General features: G+C 60.5%; 29 protein-coding genes and 2 pseudogenes. 20 read left to right on the top strand and 11 right to left on the bottom strand.

Features of this window, described 5'->3' with window-relative positions; translation table 11 throughout:
* Positions 1-12 precede the first annotated feature (12 nt).
* From AD662_RS07255 to AD662_RS07275, 5 genes are all read left to right on the top strand, one after another.
* Positions 13-897 (top strand): acyl-CoA dehydrogenase middle domain-containing protein, encoded by an 885-nt coding sequence (locus AD662_RS07255; RefSeq protein WP_053186335.1) that lies wholly within the window; start codon positions 13-15, stop codon positions 895-897.
* A gap of 288 nt (positions 898-1,185) precedes the next feature.
* Complete coding sequence (locus AD662_RS07260) at positions 1,186-2,280, top strand: serine hydrolase domain-containing protein (RefSeq protein WP_053186339.1); 1,095 nt, start codon at positions 1,186-1,188, stop codon at positions 2,278-2,280.
* Positions 2,277-2,588, top strand: coding sequence for a hypothetical protein (locus AD662_RS07265; protein WP_053186341.1), 312 nt, complete (start codon positions 2,277-2,279; stop codon positions 2,586-2,588). The genes AD662_RS07260 and AD662_RS07265 overlap by 4 nt, the downstream gene beginning before the upstream one ends.
* 244 nt (positions 2,589-2,832) lie before the next feature.
* Complete coding sequence (locus AD662_RS07270; RefSeq protein WP_018607012.1) at positions 2,833-3,420, top strand: YceI family protein; 588 nt, start codon at positions 2,833-2,835, stop codon at positions 3,418-3,420.
* Between the two features lies 1 nt (position 3,421).
* Entirely contained in the window at positions 3,422-4,579 is a 1,158-nt protein-coding gene (locus AD662_RS07275; RefSeq protein ID WP_018607010.1) for a phospholipase D-like domain-containing protein, read from the top strand.
* 140 nt (positions 4,580-4,719) lie between these two features.
* Here the strand turns inward: AD662_RS07275 and bglX are convergent, their stop codons facing one another.
* On the bottom strand, positions 4,720-7,011 hold the full coding sequence (gene bglX / locus AD662_RS07280) for a beta-glucosidase BglX (RefSeq protein WP_053186344.1): 2,292 nt from the start codon (positions 7,009-7,011) through the stop codon (positions 4,720-4,722).
* Positions 7,012-7,262: 251 nt separating this feature from the next.
* Here bglX and AD662_RS07285 point away from each other — a divergent pair, with 251 nt between their 5' ends.
* The 6 genes from AD662_RS07285 (at position 7,263) to AD662_RS07310 (ending at position 12,103) form a co-directional block, all read left to right on the top strand.
* Entirely contained in the window at positions 7,263-7,871 is a 609-nt protein-coding gene (locus AD662_RS07285; protein ID WP_018607006.1) for a LemA family protein, read from the top strand.
* A gap of 138 nt (positions 7,872-8,009) precedes the next feature.
* Positions 8,010-8,768 (top strand): TPM domain-containing protein, encoded by a 759-nt coding sequence (locus AD662_RS07290; RefSeq protein ID WP_053186347.1) that lies wholly within the window; start codon positions 8,010-8,012, stop codon positions 8,766-8,768.
* 27 nt (positions 8,769-8,795) lie between these two features.
* A complete protein-coding gene (locus AD662_RS07295; protein ID WP_003198695.1) occupies positions 8,796-9,413 on the top strand; it encodes a TPM domain-containing protein in 618 nt (205 codons plus the stop codon).
* Positions 9,414-9,641: 228 nt separating this feature from the next.
* On the top strand, positions 9,642-10,859 hold the full coding sequence (locus AD662_RS07300) for a class I SAM-dependent methyltransferase (RefSeq protein WP_053178398.1): 1,218 nt from the start codon (positions 9,642-9,644) through the stop codon (positions 10,857-10,859).
* A 236-nt stretch (positions 10,860-11,095) separates the two neighbouring features.
* Positions 11,096-11,677 carry a DJ-1/PfpI family protein gene (locus AD662_RS07305; protein WP_018607000.1) on the top strand — a complete coding sequence of 194 codons (582 nt, stop codon included), beginning with the start codon at positions 11,096-11,098 and terminating at the stop codon, positions 11,675-11,677.
* Positions 11,678-11,758: 81 nt separating this feature from the next.
* Positions 11,759-12,103 carry a YegP family protein gene (locus tag AD662_RS07310; RefSeq protein WP_018606998.1) on the top strand — a complete coding sequence of 115 codons (345 nt, stop codon included), beginning with the start codon at positions 11,759-11,761 and terminating at the stop codon, positions 12,101-12,103.
* 162 nt (positions 12,104-12,265) lie between these two features.
* Here the strand turns inward: AD662_RS07310 and AD662_RS07315 are convergent, their stop codons facing one another.
* The gene (locus AD662_RS07315; RefSeq protein ID WP_053186349.1) at positions 12,266-13,285 is read right to left on the bottom strand and encodes a DUF4917 family protein; all 1,020 of its coding nucleotides are present in this window, start codon (positions 13,283-13,285) and stop codon (positions 12,266-12,268) included.
* 140 nt (positions 13,286-13,425) lie between these two features.
* Between AD662_RS07315 and yiaY the strand changes: the two genes are divergently transcribed.
* Positions 13,426-14,574, top strand: a complete 1,149-nt coding sequence (yiaY, locus tag AD662_RS07320; protein ID WP_053178400.1) for an L-threonine dehydrogenase — start codon at positions 13,426-13,428, stop codon at positions 14,572-14,574.
* Here the strand turns inward: yiaY and AD662_RS07325 are convergent.
* Positions 14,571-15,734: an MFS transporter gene (locus tag AD662_RS07325; RefSeq protein ID WP_053186352.1), complete on the bottom strand. Its 1,164-nt coding sequence runs from the start codon at positions 15,732-15,734 to the stop codon at positions 14,571-14,573. The genes yiaY and AD662_RS07325 overlap by 4 nt on opposite strands.
* A 13-nt stretch (positions 15,735-15,747) precedes the next feature.
* A complete protein-coding gene (locus AD662_RS07330) occupies positions 15,748-16,983 on the bottom strand; it encodes an aminotransferase class I/II-fold pyridoxal phosphate-dependent enzyme (RefSeq protein WP_018606990.1) in 1,236 nt (411 codons plus the stop codon).
* Between the two features lie 257 nt (positions 16,984-17,240).
* Between AD662_RS07330 and fos the strand changes: the two genes are divergently transcribed.
* Positions 17,241-17,657: a fosfomycin resistance glutathione transferase gene (fos, locus tag AD662_RS07335; protein ID WP_053186356.1), complete on the top strand. Its 417-nt coding sequence runs from the start codon at positions 17,241-17,243 to the stop codon at positions 17,655-17,657.
* A gap of 28 nt (positions 17,658-17,685) precedes the next feature.
* Here the strand turns inward: fos and AD662_RS07340 are convergent, their stop codons facing one another.
* Both AD662_RS07340 and AD662_RS07345 read right to left on the bottom strand, forming a co-directional pair.
* Positions 17,686-17,970 (bottom strand): type II toxin-antitoxin system RelE/ParE family toxin, encoded by a 285-nt coding sequence (locus AD662_RS07340; protein WP_018606986.1) that lies wholly within the window; start codon positions 17,968-17,970, stop codon positions 17,686-17,688.
* Positions 17,960-18,199 (bottom strand): CopG family ribbon-helix-helix protein, encoded by a 240-nt coding sequence (locus AD662_RS07345; protein WP_018606984.1) that lies wholly within the window; start codon positions 18,197-18,199, stop codon positions 17,960-17,962. Before AD662_RS07345 ends, AD662_RS07340 begins: the two co-directional genes overlap by 11 nt.
* A 250-nt stretch (positions 18,200-18,449) precedes the next feature.
* Between AD662_RS07345 and AD662_RS07350 the strand changes: the two genes are divergently transcribed.
* Both AD662_RS07350 and AD662_RS07355 read left to right on the top strand, forming a co-directional pair.
* A complete protein-coding gene (locus AD662_RS07350; protein WP_053186359.1) occupies positions 18,450-19,799 on the top strand; it encodes a sensor domain-containing protein in 1,350 nt (449 codons plus the stop codon).
* A gap of 248 nt (positions 19,800-20,047) precedes the next feature.
* The gene (locus AD662_RS07355) at positions 20,048-20,551 is read left to right on the top strand and encodes a DUF4142 domain-containing protein (RefSeq protein WP_053186362.1); all 504 of its coding nucleotides are present in this window, start codon (positions 20,048-20,050) and stop codon (positions 20,549-20,551) included.
* Between the two features lie 88 nt (positions 20,552-20,639).
* On the opposite strand, the gene AD662_RS07360 is transcribed toward AD662_RS07355, so the two are convergent.
* Positions 20,640-21,044, bottom strand: a complete 405-nt coding sequence (locus tag AD662_RS07360) for a low affinity iron permease family protein (RefSeq protein ID WP_018606978.1) — start codon at positions 21,042-21,044, stop codon at positions 20,640-20,642.
* 176 nt (positions 21,045-21,220) lie between these two features.
* Between AD662_RS07360 and AD662_RS29500 the strand changes: the two genes are divergently transcribed.
* The gene (locus AD662_RS29500) at positions 21,221-21,367 is read left to right on the top strand and encodes a hypothetical protein (RefSeq protein ID WP_018606976.1); all 147 of its coding nucleotides are present in this window, start codon (positions 21,221-21,223) and stop codon (positions 21,365-21,367) included.
* 118 nt (positions 21,368-21,485) lie between these two features.
* On the opposite strand, the gene AD662_RS07365 is transcribed toward AD662_RS29500, so the two are convergent.
* From AD662_RS07365 to AD662_RS07370, 3 genes and pseudogenes are all read right to left on the bottom strand, one after another.
* Positions 21,486-21,896: a type II toxin-antitoxin system HicB family antitoxin gene (locus tag AD662_RS07365; protein ID WP_053186365.1), complete on the bottom strand. Its 411-nt coding sequence runs from the start codon at positions 21,894-21,896 to the stop codon at positions 21,486-21,488.
* Positions 21,897-21,936: 40 nt separating this feature from the next.
* Positions 21,937-22,113, bottom strand: a pseudogene (locus AD662_RS28230) (type II toxin-antitoxin system HicA family toxin); the annotation flags it as partial.
* Between the two features lie 851 nt (positions 22,114-22,964).
* A complete protein-coding gene (locus AD662_RS07370; RefSeq protein WP_018606965.1) occupies positions 22,965-23,594 on the bottom strand; it encodes a LysE family translocator in 630 nt (209 codons plus the stop codon).
* A 144-nt stretch (positions 23,595-23,738) separates the two neighbouring features.
* Between AD662_RS07370 and AD662_RS07375 the strand changes: the two genes are divergently transcribed.
* From AD662_RS07375 to AD662_RS28240, 4 genes and pseudogenes are all read left to right on the top strand, one after another.
* The gene (locus tag AD662_RS07375; protein WP_018606962.1) at positions 23,739-24,221 is read left to right on the top strand and encodes an Lrp/AsnC family transcriptional regulator; all 483 of its coding nucleotides are present in this window, start codon (positions 23,739-23,741) and stop codon (positions 24,219-24,221) included.
* A gap of 668 nt (positions 24,222-24,889) precedes the next feature.
* On the top strand, positions 24,890-25,144 hold the full coding sequence (locus tag AD662_RS28235; RefSeq protein WP_074849576.1) for a type II toxin-antitoxin system HicA family toxin: 255 nt from the start codon (positions 24,890-24,892) through the stop codon (positions 25,142-25,144).
* Positions 25,141-25,473, top strand: coding sequence for a type II toxin-antitoxin system HicB family antitoxin (locus tag AD662_RS07380; protein ID WP_053178407.1), 333 nt, complete (start codon positions 25,141-25,143; stop codon positions 25,471-25,473). Before AD662_RS28235 ends, AD662_RS07380 begins: the two co-directional genes overlap by 4 nt.
* Positions 25,474-25,667: 194 nt before the next feature.
* Positions 25,668-25,766 (top strand): annotated as a pseudogene (locus AD662_RS28240) (Lrp/AsnC family transcriptional regulator); the annotation flags it as partial.
* A gap of 300 nt (positions 25,767-26,066) precedes the next feature.
* Here AD662_RS28240 and AD662_RS07385 read toward each other — a convergent pair.
* Entirely contained in the window at positions 26,067-26,366 is a 300-nt protein-coding gene (locus AD662_RS07385; RefSeq protein ID WP_053178471.1) for a DUF3077 domain-containing protein, read from the bottom strand.
* Between the last annotated feature and the right edge of the window lie 349 nt (positions 26,367-26,715).

Raw genomic sequence — 26,715 nt, forward strand, 5'->3', positions numbered from 1 at the left:
AAGGAGCCCCCCATGCCCTGGCACACCCTGATCGAGCGCGGCGAGCGCCTGCCCGCCCATCCGGACCTGGCCGAAGGTTATTCAGCGTTGCTGCAACGCCTGGGGCCGGTAACGCCGTTCGAACTGGCCGTGACCGGGGCACGCTTGATGGCCACACCGGGCCTGGCGTTCCTGGTGGGGTACCAGGCGGCGCTGCGGGTGCTGTGGCCCAGCGCGCCGCAGAGCCTCGGTGCCTTGTGTGCCACCGAACAGCGCAGCCTGCGCCCGGCGGACATGCAAACCCGCCTCGACGACTTGCGCCTGAGCGGACGCAAGGATTTCGTCACCGCGGGCGATGCCGCCGAGTGGCTGTTGATTGCCGCTCGCTGCGAAGCGCCCGGTGAAACGCCACGGCTGAACCTGGCAGTGGCCTATGCGGGTGAGCCCGGCGTCACCCTGGAAAAACTGCCCGCCATTGCCCTGATGCCGGACATCAGCCATGGCCGCGTCCTGCTCGACGGCGCGTTATGCGAGTTGCTGGCAGGCGACGGTTGGGACGCCTACGTCAAACCGTTCCGCACCCTGGAAGACCTTTATGTGCTCAGCGCGATGACCGCCTGGTTGTATGGCGTCGGGCAGGAATGTGCCTGGCCCCAGGCGTTGCAATTGCGCCTGCTGGCGTTGCTCGCCGGTTGCGCGCAGGTGAGTCGGCATAACCCGTCCAGTGCGGCCGGGCACGTGCTGCTGGGCGGGTTGTTCGCCCAGTTCCAGGGGCTCGACGGCGAACTCAACGTTGCCCTGGCAGCGGGGCCTGCGGCGTGGCGCGAGATGTGGGCGCGGGATAAAGGCGTGATGGAGATTGGAGCGGGGGCGCGGGCCAAGCGGCTGGCCAAGGCGTTGGGAGCTTCATTGGGTTGACGGGCCTCATCGCGGGCAAGCCTTGCTCCCACAGGTCTACGGCAGACTGTCATTAGGCACTGAGCCTGTGGTGCAAGCCTTGCTCCCACAGGTCTACAGCAGACTGTCATTTGGCACTGAGCCTGTGATGCAAGCCTTGCTCCCACAGGCCTACAACAGACTGTCATTTGGCATTGCACCTGTGGGAGCAAGGCTTGCCCGCGATGGCGTCGGGACTGTCGACACAAGCCTCGAAACTGTCATCAAGTCTGAATAGGCTCTGAAGGTTCAACCCTGCGAGCCCCGAGCATGTCCAAAGGTTGGTTCCTGATCCCGCTGCTGTTGCTCAGCCTGAGCGCCCACGCCGAAGACTGGCCCGGCGAGCAATGGCCAAGTGGCCCGACCCCGAGCGGGCCGGCCATCGAAGCCTTGGAACAATACGCCTTCCCACCCCGGGACGATGTGAGCCGCGAGGGCATCCGCACCGATGCGCTGCTGGTGATCCAGGACGGTCGGCTGGTCTACGAACGCTACGCCGGGCCGACGACCGCCGAGACCCCGCACCTGACCTGGTCCATCAGCAAAAGCCTGCTGGCGACGGTGTTCGGCGTGGCCTACGGTGAAAAGCTGTTTGGCCTGCAAGACCCGGCCGCCAAGTATTACTCGCCACTGAGCCGACACCCGGGCCTGACCCTGGCCGATCTTTTCCACTGGGCCTCAGGCCTGGATTGGCAGGAAGACTACGAATACGCGCCGCTCAACTCTTCGGTGGTGGCGATGCTCTATACCCGTGGGCGTCATGACATGGCGGCGTTCACTGCGCAGCATGAAAGCTTCAGCCCGCCGGGGCAGGCGTTCCGTTATTCCAGCGGTGACAGCAACTTGCTGGCGGCGGTCTTGAAAACCATCGTCGGCCCGGCGCGCTACCCCGACTACCCCTGGACGGCTTTGTTCGACCCCCTGGGCATCCGCCACGCCACTTGGGAAACCGACGCCAGCGGTACGTTCGTGGGATCGTCCTATGCCTATCTCACCGCGCGGGATTTGGCACGTGTCGGGTTGTTGCTGCAACGGGACGGCCGCTGGGGCGGACGGCAACTGCTCCCCAAGGCCTGGGTCGCGTTCAATCGCCAGCCTTTTGCCCACTTCCAGGCCGGCCAGGACGAAGCCGTGCCTGGCGGGCATTGGTGGCTCAACCGAGCCGCCGATCCGGCGATCCACCCCTGGCCCGATGCGCCGCCGGATACCTTTGCCGCGTTGGGCCATTGGGGCCAGGCGCTGTACATCATTCCCAGCGCCAAACTGGTGGTCGTGCGCTACGGCGACGACCGCGACGGCAGCTATCGCCATAACGAATTGCTCAAGCGCGCCATGGCGGCGTTCGCCGGGACGGTGCAGCCATGAAGCGCAAAGTGTTGCTCACCCTGTTGTCGATGCTGCTCATCGCCCTGTTCAGTTGGGTCTGGCTGGAGCGGGTGGCATTGCGGGCCTTCCCCGACATCATCAGCGCCTACACCGCCAAGGAATACTGCTCGTGCCGCTATGTAATGCAACAACCGGTCGGGTATTGCCGGGGTTATGTGAAGCAGTCAGTGCCCACCGATGATTTTTTCGATGCGCCTGAAGCCAAACGCGTCACCGTCAGCGGGTTGGGGCGTAGCAACAGTGCGCAATGGGTGGGTGAGCGGCAGGGGTGTCGGTTGGAGCCCTGAACTAACCGTTGGCAACAAGGCCTGTGGGAGCAAGGCTTGCCCGCGATGGCATCCTTGAGGCCGCCATCGCGGGCAAGCCTTGCTCCCACAGATAAACCCCTTCACCCCAGGAAGCCTTGCTCCCACAGATAAAACCCTTCACCTCAGGTTCTCTGTATTCCTGATCGTTGTTGCAACAGACAGTTTGCAAGCGCCCTCGGCCCGGTTAAGGTTCGCCACAGGTTTATCTGCCCCCCGAGTGTGTATGTTCAAGCGGTTTTTCCCTCACGCCGCCAGCTTGCTGCTGGCCTGCGCAGCGCTGCCGGCCCAGGCCGACTGGTACCTGGATAGCGAATCGTCGCGGCTGTCGTTCATCAGCAGCAAAAACGGCAACGTCTCCGAGGTCCAGCGGTTCCTGGTGCTGCACGGTCAAGTCCAGCCCGAGGGCTTGGCGCGCCTGGAGGTGGAGCTGGAGTCCATCAACAGCGGCATTCCCTTGCGCGATGAGCGCATGCGCGCCGAGCTGTTCGAGATCCAGCAATTTGCCGAAGCCACTGTCACCGCAAAAATCGACCTGGCGCCGATCCAGGACCTGGCCAACGGCGCGCAGTTGGAGTTGCGTCTGCCGCTGACGGTGAACCTGCACGGCAAACAACATGAATACCCCGTCGAACTGCTGGCGACGCGCCTGGATGAACGCCGCTTCCAAGTGGTGACCTTGGAACCGGTGGTGCTCAACGCGGCCGATTTCGATCTGGCGCCGGGGCTGGAAAAGCTGCGAAACCTGGCCGGGTTGTCGGCCATCAGCCTCTCGGTGCCGGTGAATGCGGTGCTGATCTTCACGGCGCGCTGACATGAGCGGCCCGGTATTTCCCTGGCGTGAAGGCAATCGCTTCGAGCTGTTGATCGATGGCCCGCAGTTCTTCCCACGCATGCTGGTGGAAATCGCCCGTGCCCGGGAACAGGTCGAGCTGGAACTCTATCTGGTGGAGGCGGGCACATGCGCCGAGGCGATGGTCCAGGCGCTGGTGCAGGCCGCCGAGCGTGGCGTTCGCGTGCGGTGCCTGTTCGATGACTACGGCAGCCTGGCGTTTACCCTGGCCCTGCGCAAGCGTCTGATCGAGGCCGGGGTGGAGTTGCGTTTCTACAATCGCCTGAGCTGGCGCCGCTGGGTGCGCAACCTTTACCGGGATCACCGCAAGCTGTTGTTGGTGGATCAACGCTTGGCCGTGGTCGGCGGCACCGGGGTGACCGATGAATTCTGGAACCCCCTCGACGACCGCAGTGAGTGGCACGAAGTGATGGTGGAAATCGTCGGCCCGCTGGTGCTCGACTGGCAATTGCTGTTCGACCGCCAGTGGCTCGCCAACCGTCATCGGCGAGCCTGGAAACCGGCGTCCAACTTCGGCTTGCCGCGCCTGCCGCGGGTACCGCCAGTGGGCGAGGGCATGGGCCGGGTGGCGTATGCCGACGCCCGCCAGCATCGCGACATCCTGCAGTCGCTGTCGCGGGCCTTGAACAGCGGCCAGAAACGCATCTGGATGGCGACACCGTATTTTTTGCCGACCTGGAACGTGCGTCGTTCCTTGCGCAAGGCCGCCGCCCGCGGCATCGATGTGCGCCTGCTGCTGACCGGCCCGCGCACCGATCACCCGTCCGTGCGCTACGCCGGGCACCGATACTACCCGCGACTGCTCAAGGCCGGCGTGCAGATTTTCGAATACCAGCCGTGTTTTCTGCACTTGAAGATGGTGCTGGTGGACGACTGGGTCAGCATCGGCTCCTGCAACTTCGATCACTGGAACCTGCGCTTCAACCTGGAAGCCAACCTCGAAGCCCTGGATTCCAGGCTCAGCAGTGCAGTGGCGGCCAGTTTCGAGCGGGACTTCAGCCAGAGCCTGCAAGTCAGCCTCGACGCCTGGCAGCGCCGACCGTTGTGGAAGCGCTTCAAGCAGCGGCTGTGGGGGTTGGTGGATCGGGTGGTGGTGAACTTGCTGGATCGGCGAGGTTAAGCGCAATCCTTGAAAACACATGGAACCCCATGTGGGAGCGGGCTTGCTCGCGAAGGCGGTGTGTCAGCCGACTCAATTGCTGACTGATACACCGCCTTCGCGAGCAAGCCCGCTCCCACAGGGTCATGCATGTTGTTGGATCAGAGCAACTCAAAACTCTGCTGCTTCACTTCCTGGGAGTCCAGGCCGATCTGCACGTTGAACTTGCCCGGTTCCGCCGCGTACTTGAGTTGGGCATTGAAGAACTTCAGGTCGTCTTCGGTGATGGTGAAGTGGATGACTTTCTTCTCGCCGGCCTTGAGCATCACTTTGCGGAAGTTCTTCAGTTCCTTCACCGGGCGAATGATCGAGCCGGTCACGTCCTGGATGTACAGCTGCACCACGGTTTCACCGTCACGCTTGCCGGTGTTTTCCAGTGTCACGCTGGCATCGAGCTTGCCGGTCTTGTTCAGCGTGGTCGACGACAGGGCCATGTCCGACAGGCTGAACTCGGTGTAGCTCAAGCCGTAGCCGAACGGATAGAGCGGGCCGGTGGTGTCATCGAAGTACTGCGAGGTGTAGTTGCCCGGCTTGCCTGGCGTGAATGGCCGGCCGATGCTCAGGTGGTTGTAGTAGGTCGGAATCTGCCCCACCGAGCGTGGGAAGGTGATTGGCAGCTTGCCCGACGGGTTATAGTCGCCGAACAGCACATCAGCGATGGCGTTGCCGCCTTCGGTGCCGCTGAACCAGGTTTCCAGGATCGCATCGGCCTGCTGCTTCTCATCCAGCAACGCCAGCGGGCGGCCATTCATCAGCACCAGCACCAGCGGCTTGCCGGTGGCTTTCAGGGCCTTGATCAGCTCGCGTTGGCTGGCCGGGATGTTCAGGTCGGTACGGCTCGACGATTCATGGGACATGCCACGGGATTCACCCACGGCGGCCACCACCACATCGGCATCCTTGGCGGCTTTTACCGCTTCGTCGATCAGCACCTGGGCCGGACGCGGGTCGTCTACCACTTCCGGGGCATCGAAGTTGAGGAAGTTCAGGTAGTCGAGCACCTTCTTGTCGCCGGTGATGTTGGCGCCACGGGCGTAGATCAGCTTCGAGTCAGCGCCCAGGGCGCGGGTCATGCCGTCGAACAGGGTGACCGATTGCGCAGGACGCCCGGCCGCGGCCCAACTGCCCATCATGTCGATCGGTGCCTTGGCCAGCGGGCCGACCAGGGCGATTTTTGCTGTCTTCTTCAGGGGCAGGGTCTGGTTGCGGTTTTCCAGCAGGACCAGGCTGCGGCGTGCCACGTCACGGGCGTCGGAGCGGTGCATGCGGCTTTCGGCGTAGGTGTCGGCCGGGTCGTCCTCGGCCTTGCCGATGCGCAGGTACGGGTCCTTGAACAGGCCCATGTCGTATTTGGCCGCGAGCACTTCGCGCACTGCGTTGTCGATGTCGCTCTGCTCGATTTCGCCGGCCTTGAGCAGCCCTGGCAGTTCCTTGCCATAGAGCGAGTCGTTCATGCTCATGTCGATACCGGCCTTGATCGCCAGTTTCGCCGCTTCGCGACCGTCCTTGGCGACGCCGTGCTTGATCAGTTCGAAAATGGCGCCGTGGTCACTGACCGCCAGGCCCTTGAAACCCCATTCCTTGCGCAGCAGGTCGTTCATCAGCCAGGTGTTGGCGGTGGCCGGCACGCCGTTGATGGAGTTCAGCGCGACCATCACCCCACCGGCACCCGCGTCGATGGCGGCGCGGTAGGGTGGCAGGTAGTCCTGGTACATTTTCAGCGGACTCATGTCCACGGTGTTGTAGTCCCGGCCGCCTTCCACCGCGCCGTACAGGGCGAAGTGCTTGACGCTGGCCATGATGCTGTCGGCCGCGTTGGCGCCGTTGCCCTGGAACGCCTTGACCATCACCCCGGCGATGCGCGACACCAGGTAGGTGTCCTCGCCGAAACCTTCGGAGGTGCGGCCCCAGCGCGGGTCGCGGGAAATGTCGACCATCGGCGCAAAGGTGATGTCCAGGCTGTCGGCGGCCGCTTCCTTGGCCGCGATGCGGCCGGAGTGGTAGATCGCGTCCATGTCCCAGCTCGAGGCCAGGGCCAGGGGGATCGGGAAAATCGTGCGGTGGCCGTGGATCACGTCATAGGCGAAGAACATCGGGATCTTCAACCGGCTGCGCATGGCCGCGTCCTGCATCGGACGGTTTTCATCGCGGGTGATGGAGTTGAACGTGCCCCCGATGTTGCCGGCGGCGATTTCCTTGCGAATCATCTCCCGGGGCATTTCCGGGCCGATGCTGATCAGGCGCAATTGGCCGATCTTCTCGTCGAGGGTCATCTGCTTCATCAGGTTGCTGATGAAGGCGTCCTTGTTCTCTATGGGGGCTGGCAGGTTGTCGGCTAATACGGATTGACTGGCCAGACTGACAAACAGGCCCAGCAAACACAGCTTCTTCATGAATAATTTTCTCGCAAGCCTAAAGGGCGGTAATCAGGACACGCCGGTCAGCCAAAATGTGAGGAGCGGCTATTGTTGTTCAGTTAAATGCAGCACACTTTCGAACCCATTGGGCTGAACTTAGTTTCGCACTGCGCATCTTTTAGCCCATCGACCCGTTTCAATCCAGTGCGGCGGCAGATTATGCCCCAGGCGCCGGTGAGATAGGTGGCCGGTTTTTTCCAATGTCATGCCAGGGAGCGCTTCCTCCAATGAATCCACGACTGAACCACCTTCGCAGCTTGCCGATGCTGGCCCTGATGCTGCTCACCACGGTGCTGGCCGGTTGCGGCATCAATAACATCCCGACCCTGGACGAACAGGCCAAGGCCGCCTGGGGCCAGGTGCAGAACCAGTACCAGCGCCGCGCCGACCTGATTCCCAACCTGGTGGAAACCGTCAAGGGCTACGCCCAGCACGAACAGGACACCCTGACTGCCGTGATTGAGGCACGGGCCAAGGCGACGTCGATCCAGGTCGACGCCAACACCTTGAACAACCCGGAACAACTCAAGCAGTTCCAGCAGGCCCAGGACCAGTTGAGCGGCGCGTTGAGCCGGCTGATGGTGGTGGTCGAGCGTTATCCGGACCTCAAGGCCAACCAGAATTTCCTGGCGTTGCAATCGCAGCTCGAAGGCACCGAGAACCGCATCGCCGTGGCCCGTCGCGACTTCATCCTGGCGGTGCAGAAGTACAACACCGAAATCCGCACGTTCCCGGGGCGCCTGTGGCACAGCGTGATGTACAGCGACCTGCCGATCCGCGAAACCTTCGAGGCCACCAGCCCCAATGCCGAAAAAGCCCCTGAAGTGAAGTTCTGAAAAAAAACTGTGGGAGCGAGCCTGTGGGAGCAAAGCTTGCTCGCGATGAACGATAACGCGGTCATTAGAAAGACCGAGGTGCCTTCATCGCGAGCAAGCTCGGCTCCCACATCCGCTCGCTCCCACACAGGAGTTCCAATGCGCGTGTTGAAATTTGGCCTGGTGCTGTTGCTCTGGGTGTTTGCCATCACGGCCCAGGCCGAGCTGAAGTTTCCGGCATTGACCGGGCGGGTGGTGGACGCCGCGCAGATGCTCGAACCGTCGGTGAGCGCGCAACTGGAAGCGCAGCTCAAGGCCCATGAACAGGCCACCGGCGAACAGGTAGTGGTGGTCACGCTGGCGGACCTGCAAGGCAGCAGCATCGAAGACTTCGGTTATCAACTGGGGCGCCACTGGGGCATCGGGCAGAAGGATAAAAACAACGGCGCACTGCTGATCGTCGCCCGGGATGACCGTAAACTGCGCATCGAGGTGGGCTACGGCCTGGAGGATCGCCTGACCGACGCGCAGAGTTCGGTGATCATCAACCAGGTGATCACCCCGGCCTTCAAGACCGGCAACTTCAACAAAGGCATCAGCGACGGCGTCGCGGCGATGCTGGTGGTGCTGGGCGGCAGCCCGTTGGACGAGCCGGCGCCGGCGTACAGTGCGCACGGGCAGCAAGAACCGAGTGATTTCGTCGAGCGCCATCCCGGCCTATTCATCTTCCTGGTGATACTGTTTATTTTGACGATATTGGTCTGCCAGATGCTCGGTATCCTGCCGACCGGAAGCGGTGGCTCCAGCCGTTCGGGCGGTTCCGGTGGAGGCTTCGGCGGAGGCGGCGGAGGCGGCGGCGGGGGCTTCAGTGGTGGCGGTGGCAGTTTCGGGGGCGGCGGTTCGTCGGGCGGCTGGTGATAATAATAATGAGCAGGCACTTTTAACATGGCATTACTGACTGAACACGAACAACGCAAGGTCGCCGAGGCCATCGCCCGGGTCGAGCGGCATACCGACGCTGAGCTGGTCACAGTGCTGGCCGCCCGCGCCGACGACTACGCCTATATCCCGCTGTTATGGGCCAGCCTGCTGGCCCTGGTGGTGCCCGGCGTGGTCCATTACCTCTCCGGTTGGCTGACGATGCACAGCCTGTTGCTGGTGCAGTGGGTCAGCTTCATTGTGCTGTGCCTGGTGTTTCGCATCCCCAGGATCACCACGCACCTGATCCCCCGTTCCGTGCGTCACTGGCGGGCCTCCAACCTGGCGCGCCGGCAATTCCTCGAGCAGAACCTGCACCACACCGTGGGCAGCACGGGGATGCTGATCTTTGTCTGCGAGGCTGAGCGGTACGTGGAAATCCTGGTGGACGAAGGCATTTCCAAGCGCCTGGACAACAAATGCTGGGATGCCATCGTCGCAGCGTTCACCCAGCAGGTTCGCCAGGGGCAGACCTTGCAGGGTTTCGTGACCTGCATCGAAGCTTGCGGCGAATTGCTCAAGGAGCACGTGCCGGTGACCCAGGAGCGCAATGAACTACCGAATCGGTTGGTGGTGCTGGGCTGAAAACTTCCTGCCAGCACAAGCCTGTGGGAACAAAGCCTGTGGGAGCAAAGCTTGCTCGCGATGAACGATAACGCGGTGAGCCTGCACTATCGCGGCGTATTCATCGCGGGCAAGCCTTGCTCCCACAGAGGCTACTGCTCGCCACACCAACTTTTCCGTGCCCTCGCTGCCCATCCCCCCTAAAATACCCGCCATTCCCGATTCGCCCCGCCCCGAGGCCGCTTGTCCATGTCTGCCACCGCAACGCCCGTCCGTCCCGCGCCGGATCACCACGCCCAGTTCATCGAGCTGCTGCGCACCAGCCTTGAACAAAACGCTTTCATCAAACTGGTGCTGGCCAAGTACGTGGGTGACGAAGCGGACCTCCAGCGGCTGATCATCAAGCAGCTGACGGTCAAGGACCAGCCGTGCCTGTCCTTCGTCTACCGCTACAAGACCCGCGACATCACCAAGAATTTCCCGCTGGCCGAAGGGGTGGAAACCATTGCTGCGCTGTTGCCGGCATCGTTCAAGAACGCGCATTTGCTGGCGGTCACCGACGAGGCGCAGTTGGAGTACAGCAAGAAGGGCAAGAGCTCGCTGTTCAAGAGCAAGCCCCAGCAACTGCGGGAAGTGCCGTCTGCCGAGCACAATCGCGAGAAAAATCGCTTCCTCGACCTGAGCCGGCCATTTTTGGCCGACCTGGGCGTGACCAACCACAAGCACGAGCTGATTCCGGCGATGTCGCGCAAGTGGAAGCAGATCAACAAGTTCATCGAGGTCTTCAGTCATGCGCTGACGTCTTCGCCGCTGGCCCTGGACAAACCGGTGCGGGTCTCGGATTTCGGTTCGGGCAAAGGCTACCTGACGTTCGCCATCCACGATTACCTGCGCAACACCTTGCAGGCCGAAGGCGTGGTGACCGGTGTCGAGCTGCGCGAAGACATGGTCAAGCTGTGCAACGAAGCCGCCGCGCGCCTGGAACACCCGGGCCTGAGCTTCCAGCACGGTGACGTGCGCAGCGTGGCGCCGAGCGCGGTGGACGTGATGATCGCCTTGCACGCCTGCGACATCGCCACCGACTACGCAATCCACATGGGCATTCGCTCGGGCGCCTCGATCATCATGTGCTCGCCGTGCTGCCACAAGCAGATCCGCTTGCAGATCCAGAGCCCGGCCTTGCTCAAGCCGATGCTGCAATACGGCCTGCACCTGGGTCAGCAGGCGGAAATGGTCACCGACAGTTTGCGGGCGCTGTTCCTGGAAGCCTGCGGCTACGAGACCAAGGTCTTCGAGTTCATCTCCCTGGACCACACCAACAAGAACAAGATGATCCTGGCCGTCAAACGCGCCGAACCGGTGGACCCCACCGAGCTGCTGGCCAAGATCCAGGAACTCAAGGCGTTCTACCACATCACCGAGCACTGCCTTGAAACGCTGCTGCGGGCCGATGGTTACCTCGCCTGAAGCTGGTGCCCCAAATACTGTGGGAGCAAAGCTTGCTCGCGATAAGGGCGACACGGTTTAACTGCTAGAGCCGCGTCATCGTTCATCGCGAGCAAGCTTTGCTCCCACAGGACTCGCTCCCACAAGGGGACTGAGGTGCAGCCCGTCAGGTAATCAGCGCTTATCCCTCATCTACCGACGTAGCGGACTACCTTTAATGCGTTAACCACCCACGCATCCCCAAAGGAGCCCACCCCATGCCCGTCAAGAAAATCCTCATGCTGGTCGGCGATTACGTCGAAGATTATGAAGTCATGGTGCCGTTCCAGGCCCTGCAGATGGTCGGCCACACCGTACACGCCGTGTGTCCGGACAAAACCGCCGGACAGACGGTGCGCACGGCGATCCACGATTTCGAAGGCGACCAGACCTACAGTGAAAAACCGGGGCATTTGTTTGCCCTCAACCATGACTTCGCCAACGTCCAGGCCGCCGACTACGACGCGCTGTTGGTGCCGGGTGGGCGAGCGCCGGAATACCTGCGCCTGAATGAAACCGTCCTGCAACTGGTGCGCGATTTCGATCTGGCGGGCAAGCCGATTGCCGCGGTGTGCCACGGTGCGCAATTGCTGGCGGCGGCGGGCATCCTCGAAGGGCGCGAATGCAGCGCCTACCCGGCCTGTGCTCCGGAAGTCCGGCTGGCGGGCGGGACCTATATCGACATTCCCGTGACCCAGGGCCATGTCCAGGGCAATCTCGCGACCGCACCGGCCTGGCCTGCGCATCCGAACTGGCTGGCGGGATTCCTGACGCTGCTGGGCACGGCCATCACTTTGTAATAACGCCGCACAGCGGACTGGCAAGGCAAGCGCAGCGGGTCTTTACTCTCGGGGCATGTCTTCATTACCAGGAGAGAAATCATGTCCGGATGGTACGAAATCAGCAAAAGCAGCAGCGGCCAGTTTCGGTTTGTGCTCAAGGCGGCCAACGCCGAGACAATCTTGACCAGTGAGCTGTACACCACCCGCAGCGGTGCCGACGGTGGCATTGCTTCGGTGCAGAAAAACAGTCCGTTGGCCGAGCGCTATGAACTCAAGAACACCAAGGACGGCCATCCGTATTTCAATCTCAAGGCGGCCAACCATGAAGTGATTGGCAGCAGTGAGGCTTATTCATCGGACGCGGCCCGGGACAAAGGCATCGCCAGCGTCAAGGCCAACGGACCGACGACGGTCATCAAGGACAAGACGGTGGCTGCGCTCTGACAGGACGATAATAAGGAGAACTGTGGCGAGGGGATCTGTGGGAGCAAGGCTTGCCCGCGATGCAGGCGCTGCGATTGTGCAGGCTCACCGCGTTATCGTTCATCGCGAGCAAGCTTTGCTCCCACAAATGAATCCCCCTGGTCATGCGTGTTTACCCTGCCTTTAAACCTCCACCGGCACCGACAATTTCGGATCGCCCAGCGGATGGCTCTTCGCATCGAAGAAGCGCAACTGCACCTCCAGCCCCTGGAACACCTTGGCGTAATGCCGCTTCTGATGCTGGATGAATGCCTGGCTACGGGGATAGATCGAAATCGCCACGGTTTTCGGTGCGGCCAGGCGCAGGGCTTGCACGATGTGGTTGTCCTGCTCGCCCAGGGCATGGCCGAACAGGCACAGGTTGTCGCCATGCTGCAGCAACTGGTCGTAGCAGAACGACAGGTAATCGCTGCTGCGGATGGTCTTGAGCTTGTCCTGGCTCGGGCCTTCATTGACGAACAGCGGCACATCGTCGAGGGTCTTGATCGTGTTGTTGATGGCGAAACTGCCCAGCAAGGTGCCTTCGGTGGACGTGAGCTTGCGCGCCGTGCCGTCCTGGTTGCGCACTAGGTGCAGGCCGCCGTGCAGGTACAACAGGCGTGGTTTGTCGGTGGTCGCCTGGCTCAGGTCGAAACTGTGGTCGTCGCCGAAGAACAGGTCGCTGATGCTCTCGGGCGCCTGCTGGATCGCCCAGTAGTTGAGCAGGTCGTAGTTGGTGGTGAACACCGTGCGGTAGCGGCCCAGCTCCTGGTTGAGCGTCGCCAGGGTCGACGGTTGCACCAGGCGCCATGGGATGTGCACCGCATGCACGGTGTTGATCAGCGCTTCCTTGATCGCGTAATAGCGATTGCGCGGCGCGGCGGAGCTGACGGCCAGGGCCTTGTTGACGCGACTGGTGGTTTTCAGCGCAGTGAGCACCTGTTCGAAACTGCGCGTCTGCATCGCGTCGAACACGCTCAGCTCCGACGGGCTCAGGGGTTTTTCCTCGACGGTGCGGGCATTTTCGAACAGCGAGTCATAGCCGAAATCATCCCACACCGCGCGGCTGGCGCCGTTGCCCACCAGCAGGCCGTTGAAGGCGGTGTCGGCGCGCAGGGCCTCCCAGTCTTCGAGCCGGGTGTCGTATTCCTGGAAATCGGTCATCGCAAGGATCATCTCAAAACGTGGCAAAGGCAGGGCGCGACTTTATCACGACCCAGTCTTGAGCCAGATCAAGATGCGTCATGACTAGTCGGTCATTCTGTAGGCCCTGCCGATCCGGCCTCAACCAGGAGCGTGACCCCATGAGCAGCACTTTTTTTATTCCCGCCGTGAACATCATGGGGCTGGGCTGCCTCGATGAAGCGATGATCGCTATCCGCAACTACGGCTTTCGCAAAGCCCTGATCGTCACCGACGCGGGGCTGGCCAAGGCCGGCGTCGCCACCAAGGTGGCCGAGTTGTTGGCGATACAGGACATCGACTCGGTGATTTTCGACGGCGCCAAGCCCAATCCAAGCATCGCCAATGTCGAGCTCGGGTTGGGGCTGCTGAAGGAGAGTCAGTGTGATTTCGTCGTGTCGCTGGGCGGTGGTTCGCCCCACGACTGCGCCAAGGGCATCGCCCTGTGCGCCACCAACGGTGGGCAGATTCGTGACTATGAAGGCGTCGACCGTTCGAGCAAGCCGCAGTTGCCGCTGATCGCCATCAACACCACGGCGGGCACCGCCAGCGAAATGACCCGTTTTTGCATCATCACCGACGAGACACGCCACGTGAAAATGGCGATTGTCGATCGCAACGTGACACCATTGATGTCGGTGAACGACCCGGCGCTGATGGTGGCGATGCCCAAGGGCCTGACGGCCGCCACCGGCATGGATGCACTGACTCACGCGATCGAGGCTTATGTCTCCACCGCCGCCAACCCCATCACCGATGCCTGCGCCCTGAAGGCCATCACCCTGATCAGTAACAACCTGCGCCTGGCCGTGCGTGACGGCAATGACCTGACCGCGCGGGAGAACATGGCCTACGCGCAGTTTCTCGCGGGGATGGCATTCAACAATGCATCGTTAGGCTTCGTGCACGCGATGGCGCATCAGTTGGGTGGCTTCTACGACCTGCCTCATGGTGTGTGCAACGCGGTGCTGTTGCCTCATGTGCAGAGCTTCAACGCTTCGGTGTGCGCCGTTCGCCTGACCGACGTGGCCCATGCCATGGGCACCGATACACGCGGCTTCAGCCCGGAAGAGGGCGCTCGGGACGCCCTTGCGGCGATCCGCAAACTGGCCCTTGACGTGGACATTCCGGCCGGTTTGCGTGACCTGGGCGTACGCCTCAACGACGTACCGGTGCTGGCTGCCAACGCCTTGAAAGACGCCTGCGGCCTGACCAACCCACGGGCGGCGGACCAGCGGCAGATCGAAGAGATTTTCCGCAGCGCGTTCTAAGCGACCCGGGGCGGCATGAACCTCACACAGAGCATCGCCGCCGTCCCCAACACCGCGCACAACGCCGCCAGCGGCCAGGCCTGTTGACTCAACAACAGGCTGGCCATGGCGCCGATCACCGAGGCCATCAGTTGGTGCAGGAACCCACTCAATGCCATGGCATAAGCGCCGGCCACCGGTGAGCCTTCGTTGGCCAGGGACAAGCTGATGGGGTAGTTCAACGACTGGCCGAACACCGCAAAGCAATACGGCAACCAGAAAAGCAGCGCGATGCTGCTCAGGGTGAGGCTGCCTGCCAGCATGGTCGTGCTCCCGCCCAACACCAGCGCGATGCCCCAGCCCATCATTCGCCGTTGACCAGTACGCAGTACAAAAGCGTTCACCACCAGCGCCCCAAGCAAGTACGCGGCACTGACCGGCCAGCCCAGCAGGCCGTATTCAATGGGCGACCAGTGGAAGCTCTCCTGCAGGATCAGCGGCGCGGCGGTGTTGAAGGCGACGATCACGCCGTAACCCAGTCCACCGGCCAAGGCCGGCAGCAGGAACGCGCGTTGCCGGAGAATGTGCCCGTAGATGCCCCATGCCGATTGCCCGTTGCCGGCTTGCACCAGCACCGGGAACCTGGCCCGGGACACCGCCGCTGCCATGGCCAGGCTGACGGCGCCCAAACCGTAGAAAATCGCCTCCCAGCCAAAAGCGGCCTGGATCAGCGAACCCAGGTACTGGCCGATACCGAGGGCAATCACAAAGGCGATCGATATCCATGACAGCGCCTTGGCCAACAGGTCGCCGCTGAAACTGTCCCGAATCAAGACCCGCGCCATCACCGAGATACCGCTGGCGCCGATGCCCTGGATCAACCTGAGCGTCAGGAACGCCTCCACGGTTGTGCCCAGCGGCAGGGCCAGGTTGCCCAAACCGTACAACCCCAAGGCCGCCAGCAAGATCGGCTTGCGCCCCAGCCGCTGGCTCAGGCTGCCCCACAGCAACATGGGCAGCGCCATGCCGATCAGGTACACCGACAAGCCCCAGGAAACCCGGGACGCATCGGCGCCCAGGTCCCGGGCGATATCGGGCAGGGCCGGCAAGTAGATGCTCATGCCCAGTTGGGCCAGGAAAACGGTGGTGCAGGTGACGATCAGGGTTGTACGGGTCTTCATCGAGCGTCCTGTCTCAAGGGCGGATGTCACGCCCGTGGGTCAGCAGCAGTTCGGTGATCTTTTCGCAAAACGAGCGAATCACGTTCGGCTCCATGTCGGCGCGCAGGGTAATGCGAATGGCGGCCTTGCCTTGCGGCACCACGGGGAAAAAAACCGCTGAAGTGAAATACCCCAGTTCGGCCAGTTCGACGGCCAGGCTGTTGGCCAGGGTAGCTTCACCGCAGGGCACCATGCGGATCGCCATGGGATTGCCGTGCTGTTCAGTGCGCACGAGGCTGTCGAAGAAGCGGATATTAGCTTGCAAACGCTCCTGCAGGGCGCTGAATTCTCGACTGCGGTGCAGGCGGATCGACGCCATGCCGGCGCCGATGGCCGCTGCGTTCAGGCTCTGGGACCAATTGCTCGGCCCACCGTAACGCTGCACCAGCGCTTTGTACCGCTCACTGCCAAACATGACCAGCCCGCCACTGGCGCCGAATGACTTGGCCAATGAAGCAACGATCAGGGTACGTTCATCCACGGCCGGGACGCGCGAACGGACCAGGCCTGCGCCGGACTCCCCGACCGCAGACAATGCGTGGGAGTCGTCCAGATAGAGAAACAGGCCATAGCGCTGCTTGAGATACATCAGGCTGTCCAGGTCCGCCAATCCGCCCATGCTGTAGGCGCTGTCGGCCACGTATGCCACGTAGCGCTGGCGTTTGCACAGGTCTTCGATGAAGTCCATGTCGTTGTGCGGGCAAGTGATGACCTGGGTTTCATCGGCGCAGGCGGCCTTGCTGTGGTTCATCGAGTAATGGGCGTATTTGTCGAACACCATGACCGGCGAACACTGGTTGGTGAACGCGCCGCTGGCCAGCAACGGCAGGATTCCGGCGCTTGCCGCACTGCACGACAGGGCACTGAGGCAACTGGCCCCGAACAGCTCCGACAATTGGGTTTCGTACTCGTCCAGGATCGCCAGCTTGCAGCGATTCCTTGAGTTGGCGACCCGCAGGGTCCCGGTTTCCCACAGGGCAGTCATGGCGCCGTCCAGCAACGCGGGGTGATAGTCCAGGCCCAGGTAGGACGTGGTACAGAAGTGATGAAAGGTGCGACCGTATTGGTCGACCAGCACATTGGGTGTCTTGACCTCGACATTCAGCCCTGAGATTTTTCCGGCTTCGGTGCCCTGCCAGTTCTGGTCTGCGAGGGAAATCACCTTGCGGTAGTGGGTGAAGTGATGGGGTGCTTGAGCAGTCTGGTTCATGGTGCGATTACATTCCTTGGTGAGTGGCGCTGTCCGTGGGGTGTTTCGATAGCGGTGTGTTTCCAGACTTTACAGATTGTTGTGCAGGGCTTTGAATCGGCTGTTTCCGGCGTGCTTGAGTGTCACTGGAGATTTCTGCGTAGGACTTTGCCTAGGACCTTGGACGGGGAATCCGTCGGCGATGTCGGAGCTTGAAAGTACCCTGGGTTCGCCCCAAGCCCGCTGGGTTATCACTCTTTTCTGAAGGTTGTTTACTGATGCTCTCAGGCCTCAATCATCTGACCCTTGCTGTCACCGACCTGGATCGCAGTGTGGTTTTTTATGGCGAGCTATTGCAGTTGCGCCTCGAAGCCAAGTGGGACCGCGGGGCCTATTTGTCGCTGCCGGGTTTGTGGTTGTGCCTGGCTTTCGACCCGTTGCGCAGGCCCCTGCCGGCAGCGGACTACACCCATTACGCTTTCAGCATCGCTGCCGAGGATTTCCCGGAGCTGGTGGCGCGGCTGAACGCGGCCCAGGTGTCCTCATGGCGAGACAACCGCAGCGAGGGGGATTCGTTCTACTTTCTCGACCCGGATGGGCACAAGCTGGAAGTCCATGTGGGGGACCTGGCGTCGCGGTTGCAGGCCTGTCGGCAGGCACCGTATGCCGGTATGGTGTTTTTTACCGAGCCGTGATGGGCTGCGTCGAACCGAGTTGCTGCGCCTACCAGGCGTTGGGCGGCAATCGTCGCGTATGGAACAGTCGCAGGATTTGCACGCGCCCGTGGCGAACGCGATAGGGAATCAGGTACGGACGGTCGGGGACAACCCATTCACGGGTGCCAGCCAGGCGGCCTTCACGACCGGACGCCGGGAATTGGGCAAGTTGCTCGACGCTCATGAGGATTGCCTTGACGAAGTGCGCTGCTGCTTTTGGATTCTCCAACGCAATGTAAGCGGCTTCGTCGTCCAGATTCTTGAGGGCAGTGCGCAGCCACTCAACCTGCATTGTTCATCCATTTTTCGGCAATCGCGTTGACATCCTCGGGACTGGCGAAGTCACCTGCATCTGCCTCATGCAAGGCTTCTTGGATTTCCTTGATCTGCCAGGCTTCACGGGCCAGGTATTCGCGTAGTGCATCGACGGCCAGGAATGACTTGCTGCGCCCGGTAGCCTTGGCCAATACCGCCAGGGTTTCGGCGACTTCATCGGGCAAGCGCAATGACATGACGGACATGATGATCTCGATGTAGTGGTTTGTAATACAACATACTACATCGTCCTTGAAGTGTTGCCAGTCCCGTTGGTCTCCATCGTTTGTGTGAATGTTCGCCCCGATATCGAGGCTCATCCTCTACAGTCTGATCCCCTGCGCTATCCTCATCGGTATTGGTGGGGCGCGTCGGTCTCGCTCGTTGTATCGGCGTCACGAACTGACCATCACCCGCTTCGCTCACCGTTGCATTATCCGGATGACCTCCAGCCCCATGGACACTCGAAGTTCCGCGCCGCTGGCCAGCTACATCGACCTTTTGCTGGACGTCGTGTGTGCCGTCGACGGCCAAGGGCGTTTCGTGTTTGTCAGTGCTGCCTGCGAACAGATTTTTGGCTACACCCCGCAGGAGCTGATCGGCCAGCCGATGATCGATCTGGTGCACCCCGCCGACCGCCAGCGGACCCTCGAGGCGGCCCGGGAGATCATGGACGGCGAGCCCAAGCTCAATTTCGAAAACCGCTACCTGCGCAAGGACGGTCGGGTGGTGCACATCCTGTGGTCGGCACGCTGGTCGCCGGCGGACCAACTGCGCATTGCCGTGGCCCGGGACATCACCGAACGCAAGCAGGCCGAGTCCCGACAGGCGGCGTTGTATGCGATTTCCGAGGCAGCCCATGCCGCGGCGGATCTGCTGGCGCTGTTCAAACGCATCCACCTGATTATTGGCGAGTGGCTGCCGGCGCTGAATTTTTCGGTGGCGCTGTATGACGAACAATGTTCGCAACTTAACTTCCCCTATCACGTCGACGACCGGGAAGGGCAGCCCGAATTGCCGGGCACGGTCACCGGGCGTTTGTGCGCCGAGGTGATTCGCAGCGGCCAGCCAATCCTGCTGACGCCCGGTTGCAGCCACTTGCCGCCGGGGTTCGACGACCTTGTGGCGCAGCCGGATGCGCCGTGTTGGCTGGGCGTGCCACTGAACTCGCAGAGCGGCACGATTGGCGCGCTGATCGTCAAGAGCGCGCCGGACAATGTGCGCTACACCGAGCAGGACAAGGAGTTGCTGCAATACGTTTGCGCGCAACTCACCATCGCCATCGAGCGCAAGCAGTTGCACGCCCGGTTGCAGCACATGGCTCAGTACGATCAGTTGACCCAGGTGCCCAACCGCGAATTGCTCCGTGAACGGTTCAAGTACGCCTTGGCAACCGCCCGTGCTGCGTCCGGGCGCATGGCCTTGCTGTATATCGACCTGGACCGTTTCAAGCAGGTCAACGACACCTATGGCCACGGGGTGGGCGACATGCTGTTGCAAGCGGTGGCCAATCGTCTCAAGGGCTGCATCCGCGACACCGACACCGTGGCGCGTATTGGCGGCGACGAGTTCGTGGTCCTGCTGCACAGCATCCAGGCCCTGGAGGATGCCCACAGTGTGCGGGAAAAAATCCGCCATGCACTGGCCCAGCCACTGCGTCTGGACGGACACTGCCTGAGCATCGAACCGAGCATCGGCGTGGCCTGTTTCCCCGACCATGGCACCGAAGATGTCGCCCTGTTCCGCCATGCCGATGAGGCTATGTACGCCGCCAAACGTCACAATCACCGGGCGTTCGGCATCTGATAGCGCGTCACCGTTCGTCGTGGCGCTGGACGTTTTTTCAACCTTTCAAGCGTGACCTTTTCAGATGTCAGGCGGGCCCCGCTCGCCGGAAACATCGTCCATGATCGAACGAAGATGTCTGGAGCGGGTCGCAGAAGGGGGAGAACCACTCAGCCGTACCTGGGTCAGACGTTTCGTTGATCATCATGGGTGGTTCTGATTCAGAGGCGGGAAACCCGTCAGAACTTTTATCAGAGGAGGGCGCGACCATGAGCCGTATGGCCAGCTTTTTTCGCACCACCAGTCTCGTCGTGCTGATGGGCCTGGGTGCCAACAGTGCCTGGGCCCAATCGCCTGCCGACTTCATCAACGATGCTTCCGCCAAAGGCATGGCCGACATCGAGGCCAGTCGCATGGCCCACGGGAAAGCCGAATCCAGGGAGGTCAAGGACTACACCATCATGGTGATCAACGACCGCACCACGGCCAATCAACACCTGGCGAAGATCGCCAAGAAGCTCGACTTGGCTGTCGCCCCCCGTGAGGAGGTGGCTGACAAGGCCAAGGCCCTGATCCCGCAGGTCAAGGAAGGCGAGTCGTTCGAGGCTGCGTATGCCGCCAGCCAGGTCAAGGCCACCGAGGAGGCCATCGCGCAGATCGAGCAGCAGGCCCAGACCACCGAAGTGCCGGAGATCAAGGCCTTCGCCGATGAAACGCTGCCTAAACTGCAGACCCATCTCGAAATGGCCAGGGCGCTGCAAGCCAGCCGCTGATCCGCTGCGTTTTTGTATTCAGGGCCGGGACGTTCGCGTCCCGGCTGATTTTTGCCCGCCAAAAGGAGAACCTTCCAGCGCATCTGCGTCAGCACTGGTTCAGGTCTACTTTGTTCTTTTCTTCCAGGCCTTCAAGGCTCCTGACTTCGTCCTGGCCCATGGCCTGGTAATGCTTTCTCAGCGCCTCCAGTTGCTTGAGGTCCAGCGACTCAAGGCCGAGCATTGCATTCTGTGCCTCCTTGGTCGCTCGTAATAACTCATCGACCTTGAGGTGCAAGATGTCGGTATCGCGGTTCTGCGTGTTTTGAATCAGGAATACCATCAGGAAGGTAATGATCGTCGTTGATGTATTGATGATCAGTTGCCATGTGTCATTGAAGTCGAAAAGAGGTCCGCTGAGGGCCCAGAGCGCCAACAACACGATGGCCCCCAGAAACGTCTTGGGGCTCCCCGCCCAAAGGGCCAGTTTTTGAGCGATTTTTGCGAAGGTCATTGCTGTGTTCCTTATGGATGCACCTGTCCTTTGTGACAGCAATGAATTGATGAAAATTCTGCTTACATTTTCAGGCGCCGCTGTTCGGCAAGGTTTTTCGTGCAACCTGAAAATCATCGCAACCAATTGCCGTGTTGGCGGGTCACTCCTTAAGGCCCTCAGCTTCGGAGTCCACCATGAACCTCGCACGCACTGTTTGCCTTGCCTGCTGTTTGTTCGCCCTGCAAGGCTGCTTCGACAATTCGGGTAACGAGACCAAGGACAACACCGATGGCACTAAGTCCTCGGTGCAGATGCAAGAGTCGGGAACGGAAAACAAATAGTCATCTAGCTCAACCCTGTGGGAGCGAGCTTGCTCGCGATGGCGGTGGATCAGTTCGCAGTGATGTTGGATGTGCCGACGCCTTCGCGAGCAAGCTCCCACAGGTTATGGCGGCTTTCTTAGCGCCCTTGTTGCAACACCTTCAGCGCTGCCGAAGCCAGGAAGCCGGAACGGCTCTTCTCTTCAGGATGGTGCAACACATATTCATCAATACGATTGAGCAGGTAGCCGGGCAACGTGATGTTGAGTTTCTGCGCCTTGCCCAGGTATTTGGTCACATCGATGTCCACCAGCGCCCAAGTGCAGCCGGCATATGCCGGATTGGCGGCGTGCAAGGTGACGGTGTTGGCCGGCGGAATCGGCGAGCCGTCTTCAGCCAGAATCTCGAAGTGACCCTCGATGGCCTCACGCGCCATCGCCATGGCCTCGTCCAGGTCGTCGCCTGCGGAAAAACAACCGGGAATATCCGGTACCTCAACACCCCAGGCGTGCTTGTCATCGCCCATGGAAATCGCAATCGGGTAAAGCATATTCATCGTCCTCCGCGAACGTCGCGCAACGGGCCGGCTGAAGCAGTGCCTGTTGCAAAATACTGATGGCCGTTTTCTTGAGCAGGTCTTTCTTGGGATGAGGAACCGTGACCAAGCCCGGCTTGGTCGGGTGCTTGAAATGATGGTGACTGCCCCGAACCCGTACCAGATACCAACCGTCTGCAATGATCTGGCTTATCAAAAATCGGCTATTCACAACACCTCCGTGTGGTGTGCTTGGTGGGTACTATACCTACTGAAAATGAATGATCAACACTGTAACCACCGAAGGTGACCTCGGTAGCTATGCGCAGTCATCGCAACGAAGTCTAGAAGCGGCGTCGCACAAGGGCGGCAGAGGGGCGGGGTGGGTTTATTTCGGGATGTGAAACAGGGGGCAAATGTTTGGGTGGCGAGGGAGTCCCCGCCACGTCTTCGACACTGCGCTGTCGCGCAGGGAACTAGAGCGACGTCCACGAGATATCTGTTTTTGATCGTTCCCACGCTCTGCGTGGGAATGCATCCCGTGATGCTCTGCGTCACCTTCCAGAAGCGGAACGCGGAGCGTCCCTGGCGACATTCCCACGCAGGAGCGTGGGAACGATCGATATGTATTTTCAGCCTTGAAAATCACATGGTTGCATTTTTTTCCATGAGAGCTTGCTCCCGCTGTGGGGCGAAGCAGCCTGGATATTTAGCTGCTGCTGAAAAAAGCCGACCACTTTGGACTAATGCCAGTCAGTTAAGAAACGAAATGGGAACCTGTGGGAGCGGGCTTGCTCGCGAATGCGTCGGGTCAGCCAAGATCAATGTTGAATGACACACCGCTTTCGCGAGCAAGCCCGCTCCCACAGGGGATTTGTGGTGAGTGCGATACCTGAGAGCAACTCGGAAAAAATGTGGGAGCGAGCCTGCTCGCGATGGCGGCGGCACAGTCAACATCATCGCAAGCTGACCCGACGCATTTGTGAGCGAGCCCGACTCCCGCTGGGCTGCGAAGCAGCCCCGGATTTTCGGCTCAGTTTGCCAGGTGCTCACTCGAGAGCCCGATCAGTTTATCCACAGGAACTAGGACTGCTGCACAAACGTCAGCCGTACCGCAAATCCAATCAGAAGACTCCCAAATAACCACTGCTGCACACGCTGGGCCGAAGGCGAACGTTGAAGCCAGCGACCGAGTGCGACACCCACCAACGCGTAGGCGCTATCGAATAGCAGGCCGACGCCGACCAGCACTACGCCCAGGGTCGCGAATTGCCCCAGCACCGGCCCGCCCTGTGGATCGATGAACTGCGGCAATAACACCGAGCAAAACAGCAAGGCTTTGGGATTGAGCAGATTGGTCAGCAGCCCACGCCGAATCGCCTGGTAGCAGCGCCGTTTCCCGACCTCGACGGCGGCACCTTCAAAACTCGGCAACAAGGTGGTCCGCAGGCATTGAAAACCGATCCATAACAAGTAGGCAGCACCGGCCAGACGCACGACGTCGAACGTCCACGGCGCGGTCTTGAACAAGGCCGAAAGCCCCAACGCCGCCAATGCAACATGACACCCACGAGCAACCCCCAGGCCCACCGCCGTCGCCAGCGCCGCGCCCCTGCCCTGACGGGCACCGGTTTGCAGCAGCAGAATCATGTCCGGCCCGGGCAACACGTAGACCACCATCAAGGCCATCAGGAACAACCAGAGCTCTGCCACGTGACACCCCTTTGAGCGACGATTTGATAGCGCCAGTCTAGAGCCGAGGGGGAGGGCAGGTGGTTGCGAAGTCAGCTTCTAAAGCGTTGCTAATTGGCATAACCTGCCACTTATTCGTGCCATTAAATCGGAATCTGCCAATCCATGAAACTGGACGCCTTTGACCGCAAAATCCTCGCCGCGCTGCAACGGGACGGCCGCCTGAGCAACGTGCAACTGGCCGAAGAAATTGGCCTGTCCCCGTCGCCCTGCTTGCGCCGCGTGCGGATGCTCGAAGAAGCCGGTGTCATTCGCGGTTATCAAGCCATCCTGGACCGTGACGAAGTAGGGCTCGGATTAACGATCTTTGTCGGCGTGAAAGTTGAACGGCACAACGACGAACAAGCCGAAGCGTTTCGCCAGGCCGTCACGGCATTGCCGGAAGTGATCTCGGCGTTTCTGGTGTCAGGTGAATCGGATTTTCTGTTGCAAGTGGTGGTGCCGGATTTGCGGGCTTACGACCGTTTTCTCACTGGGCGGCTGCTGAAACTGCCGGGTGTGAGTGATATCCGCAGCAACTTTGCGATTCATACGATGAAGACGCCGGGGGCGTTGCCGTTGGGGCACTTGCCGGGGACCGAGCAATGAACGACACAAGTCGGCGGCCAAGATACAAAAAGCCCCGCTGCGAAAAGCACCGGGGCTTTTTGTTTTGTCGTTAGGTGGGAGTCGGTCGGGGACTTGAGAAACCGCCGCCATCCTTTCCTAGATTCGGGTGGCGGCCGTACGTGGGCTAGGAACCGGGAATCAAGGCACCCGGCACACCCGAGGGTGTCCCACGCACAGCCGCCATAAAACATCATCGCAAACACAAAAAGCGCCTGCAATTTCATGGGGCGCTGTGCGCCTTGAATTCAACGGGTTCCTAGGCCCGGTCGCTGAATTTGCAGCGACGTCTGGAGAGTAGCCATCGAAGGACAAGGGCAGCGAGGCGAAAACTCGCCGAAAAGCAAAGTAAGCGCACCCCCTACGCAACTCTCTGATCTTGCCTACAAACGAAGCGGGAGTTACCCGCTATCCACAGCAAGGTAGATAGGAAATAGTGCCCCGCAGAACGGACTGCACGATTAGTGATAGGCGATTAACGTCCGACATATTTTTCCGGCTTCGCGAAAAGTGGGATTGGAGGGGAGGGCGGGTTAAAACCGAAAGGATGACCATGTCCGCATTTTGACTTTATTTATCGGTGCTACTCACACGTCGGCGACGTCAAGCGCAGGTGGTAAATCTTTTTTTTGGTATCGCGGTGTAATACCATGAACAATAAGCAGCACAGCACGCTCAGAGCCATATTTTCCAGGCCGACGCTTTCAACGCTGGAGTGGGCTCGTATTGAGTCACTGTTTGGCGCAGCGGGTGCCAAGACCATTGAGGGCAGTGGGTCGCGTGTACGTTTTGAATTGAATGGCGTGGTCGCAACGTTCCACCGGCCCCACCCAGACAAAGAAGCAAAGCCCTACCAGGTACGTGATGCTCGGGCTTTCCTTGAACAAGCAGGAGTTACGCCGTGAACGTTATGAATTATCAAGGTTACGCCGCCCGAATCGACTACAGCGATGAAGACGGTCTGTTTGTCGGTCACATCGCTGGTATTAGGGATGTCGTCGGGTTTCACGGCGAATCTGTCAGCGAGCTTCGAACCGCGTTTGAAGAGGCAGTCACTGATTATCTGGAGACCTGTGCCAAGCTGGGGCGAGCACCGCAGAAACCCTACTCTGGCAATCTCAGCCTACGCCTAGCCCCTGCGCTCCATGCAACAGTCGCCGTGAAAGCTCAGCTCGCCCACAAGAGTATCAACCAGTGGGTGGCCGATGTTCTTGATCGTGAAGTGCACGCTTGAAGACAGACTGCGACAGGAAGTCAGATTTCATTTGTCTCCGTTAAACGCCGTTTGCCGACAGTCCACGGTCCACGGTCCACAACTGATCAAGCCGCGTCATGTTCTCCGAGTCATCATCTCCTTTCGTATTCCTCTGCCTGGATTGGTCGGCTCGCTATCCGCCTCGCCATGCCTGCGTCGCGTGTGGATGCTCGAAGAGGCCGAGGGTGGGTGATATCCGGAGCAACTTTGTGATTCATACGGTGAAGACGCCGGGGGCGTTGCCGTTGGGGCATTTGCCTGGGGCTGAATAGTTTTTACGATGGGGATTTACCCCACGTACTAATAATATTCGCTGTTTGAATGCGTCGGGATTGAATGGGTGAGGGGGGCCGCTGGACTCACCGTCTTCAAGGGCCGAGCGAATAGTCTTCAGTTCAGCCTTATGTCTCTGGATGGGCTGATTGGCCACGGTGATGGTTTTTCGAACGGTTCCCATGCTTGAGCCTCCTAGGGACGTCGTATTGCTAAGCCCCGCTGCGAAAGAAGCAGGGCTTAGCGCTGTCTATCGGATGGGGTTCCCTATGTCCCCATTCTCAGGACTTACTGTCGATCTACTGCGCCTCGGATTTTTTCTTGGACTCAGCCGCCGGCCTTGGCGTAATGACCTTCACAACGTCATCAATCACCGCCTTGCTCATCTCCAACAAAAAGTGCGCAGCCCAGGCGTAGCGGTCGGTGCTCTTTTCAAACGCCGCGTCTTCGGCAAGCCGGTGAGCGAGATGCAAAAGATCTGACGCCCGTTCCAATGCCTCTTGGATGGGTACGCCGCCGTTGACACGGAACAGCGCTCGATCAGCGGAATAGTTGAAGGGGGTGTAGCCGATGGTTTTTAGCCCAGTGTCTTCGTTCATGGCCTGCCCCCGTCGATCGAGAAACAGTAGGTTCGAGGCCTGAGCTTTGGCTGGTTTGAAAGTGATTTGATTTGCTGCGAGGTACGCATTGTCTAGCTCCCGTGAAGCGCGGTTGCTTGACTCACGGGTTTCCAAGCCCGATCGCCTGATTTGCAGCGACGTCTAGAAGGGTAACCACGGAAGACAAACCCAACAAGTCGGCACACCGCCTAAAAAGCGTAGTTAGCGTGCTCCTTACGCAACGCTCGGAATTTCCCTACAAATATTCGTGAGAGCCAGAGGATACTTTATGTGACGATGTTCAACGAGACACTGATCGTCGTTGCCTTCGTCCGTATGGGTAACGATC

This window comes from Pseudomonas kilonensis (assembly GCF_001269885.1).
GTDB lineage: Bacteria > Pseudomonadota > Gammaproteobacteria > Pseudomonadales > Pseudomonadaceae > Aquipseudomonas > Aquipseudomonas kilonensis.

Bases quoted from the DNA above. Each gene is read 5' to 3' on its own strand.
- AD662_RS07255 (WP_053186335.1), top strand. From the start codon at position 13: ATGCCCTGGCACACCCTGATCGAGCGCGGCGAGCGCCTGCCCGCCCAT.
- AD662_RS07260 (WP_053186339.1), top strand. From the start codon at position 1,186: ATGTCCAAAGGTTGGTTCCTGATCCCGCTGCTGTTGCTCAGCCTGAGC.
- AD662_RS07265 (WP_053186341.1), top strand. From the start codon at position 2,277: ATGAAGCGCAAAGTGTTGCTCACCCTGTTGTCGATGCTGCTCATCGCC.
- AD662_RS07270 (WP_018607012.1), top strand. From the start codon at position 2,833: ATGTTCAAGCGGTTTTTCCCTCACGCCGCCAGCTTGCTGCTGGCCTGC.
- AD662_RS07275 (WP_018607010.1), top strand. From the start codon at position 3,422: ATGAGCGGCCCGGTATTTCCCTGGCGTGAAGGCAATCGCTTCGAGCTG.
- bglX (WP_053186344.1), bottom strand. From the start codon at position 7,011: ATGAAGAAGCTGTGTTTGCTGGGCCTGTTTGTCAGTCTGGCCAGTCAA.
- AD662_RS07285 (WP_018607006.1), top strand. From the start codon at position 7,263: ATGAATCCACGACTGAACCACCTTCGCAGCTTGCCGATGCTGGCCCTG.
- AD662_RS07290 (WP_053186347.1), top strand. From the start codon at position 8,010: ATGCGCGTGTTGAAATTTGGCCTGGTGCTGTTGCTCTGGGTGTTTGCC.
- AD662_RS07295 (WP_003198695.1), top strand. From the start codon at position 8,796: ATGGCATTACTGACTGAACACGAACAACGCAAGGTCGCCGAGGCCATC.
- AD662_RS07300 (WP_053178398.1), top strand. From the start codon at position 9,642: ATGTCTGCCACCGCAACGCCCGTCCGTCCCGCGCCGGATCACCACGCC.
- AD662_RS07305 (WP_018607000.1), top strand. From the start codon at position 11,096: ATGCCCGTCAAGAAAATCCTCATGCTGGTCGGCGATTACGTCGAAGAT.
- AD662_RS07310 (WP_018606998.1), top strand. From the start codon at position 11,759: ATGTCCGGATGGTACGAAATCAGCAAAAGCAGCAGCGGCCAGTTTCGG.
- AD662_RS07315 (WP_053186349.1), bottom strand. From the start codon at position 13,285: ATGACCGATTTCCAGGAATACGACACCCGGCTCGAAGACTGGGAGGCC.
- yiaY (WP_053178400.1), top strand. From the start codon at position 13,426: ATGAGCAGCACTTTTTTTATTCCCGCCGTGAACATCATGGGGCTGGGC.
- AD662_RS07325 (WP_053186352.1), bottom strand. From the start codon at position 15,734: ATGAAGACCCGTACAACCCTGATCGTCACCTGCACCACCGTTTTCCTG.
- AD662_RS07330 (WP_018606990.1), bottom strand. From the start codon at position 16,983: ATGAACCAGACTGCTCAAGCACCCCATCACTTCACCCACTACCGCAAG.
- fos (WP_053186356.1), top strand. From the start codon at position 17,241: ATGCTCTCAGGCCTCAATCATCTGACCCTTGCTGTCACCGACCTGGAT.
- AD662_RS07340 (WP_018606986.1), bottom strand. From the start codon at position 17,970: ATGCAGGTTGAGTGGCTGCGCACTGCCCTCAAGAATCTGGACGACGAA.
- AD662_RS07345 (WP_018606984.1), bottom strand. From the start codon at position 18,199: ATGTCCGTCATGTCATTGCGCTTGCCCGATGAAGTCGCCGAAACCCTG.
- AD662_RS07350 (WP_053186359.1), top strand. From the start codon at position 18,450: ATGGACACTCGAAGTTCCGCGCCGCTGGCCAGCTACATCGACCTTTTG.
- AD662_RS07355 (WP_053186362.1), top strand. From the start codon at position 20,048: ATGAGCCGTATGGCCAGCTTTTTTCGCACCACCAGTCTCGTCGTGCTG.
- AD662_RS07360 (WP_018606978.1), bottom strand. From the start codon at position 21,044: ATGACCTTCGCAAAAATCGCTCAAAAACTGGCCCTTTGGGCGGGGAGC.
- AD662_RS29500 (WP_018606976.1), top strand. From the start codon at position 21,221: ATGAACCTCGCACGCACTGTTTGCCTTGCCTGCTGTTTGTTCGCCCTG.
- AD662_RS07365 (WP_053186365.1), bottom strand. From the start codon at position 21,896: ATGCTTTACCCGATTGCGATTTCCATGGGCGATGACAAGCACGCCTGG.
- AD662_RS07375 (WP_018606962.1), top strand. From the start codon at position 23,739: ATGAAACTGGACGCCTTTGACCGCAAAATCCTCGCCGCGCTGCAACGG.
- AD662_RS28235 (WP_074849576.1), top strand. From the start codon at position 24,890: ATGAACAATAAGCAGCACAGCACGCTCAGAGCCATATTTTCCAGGCCG.
- AD662_RS07385 (WP_053178471.1), bottom strand. From the start codon at position 26,366: ATGAACGAAGACACTGGGCTAAAAACCATCGGCTACACCCCCTTCAAC.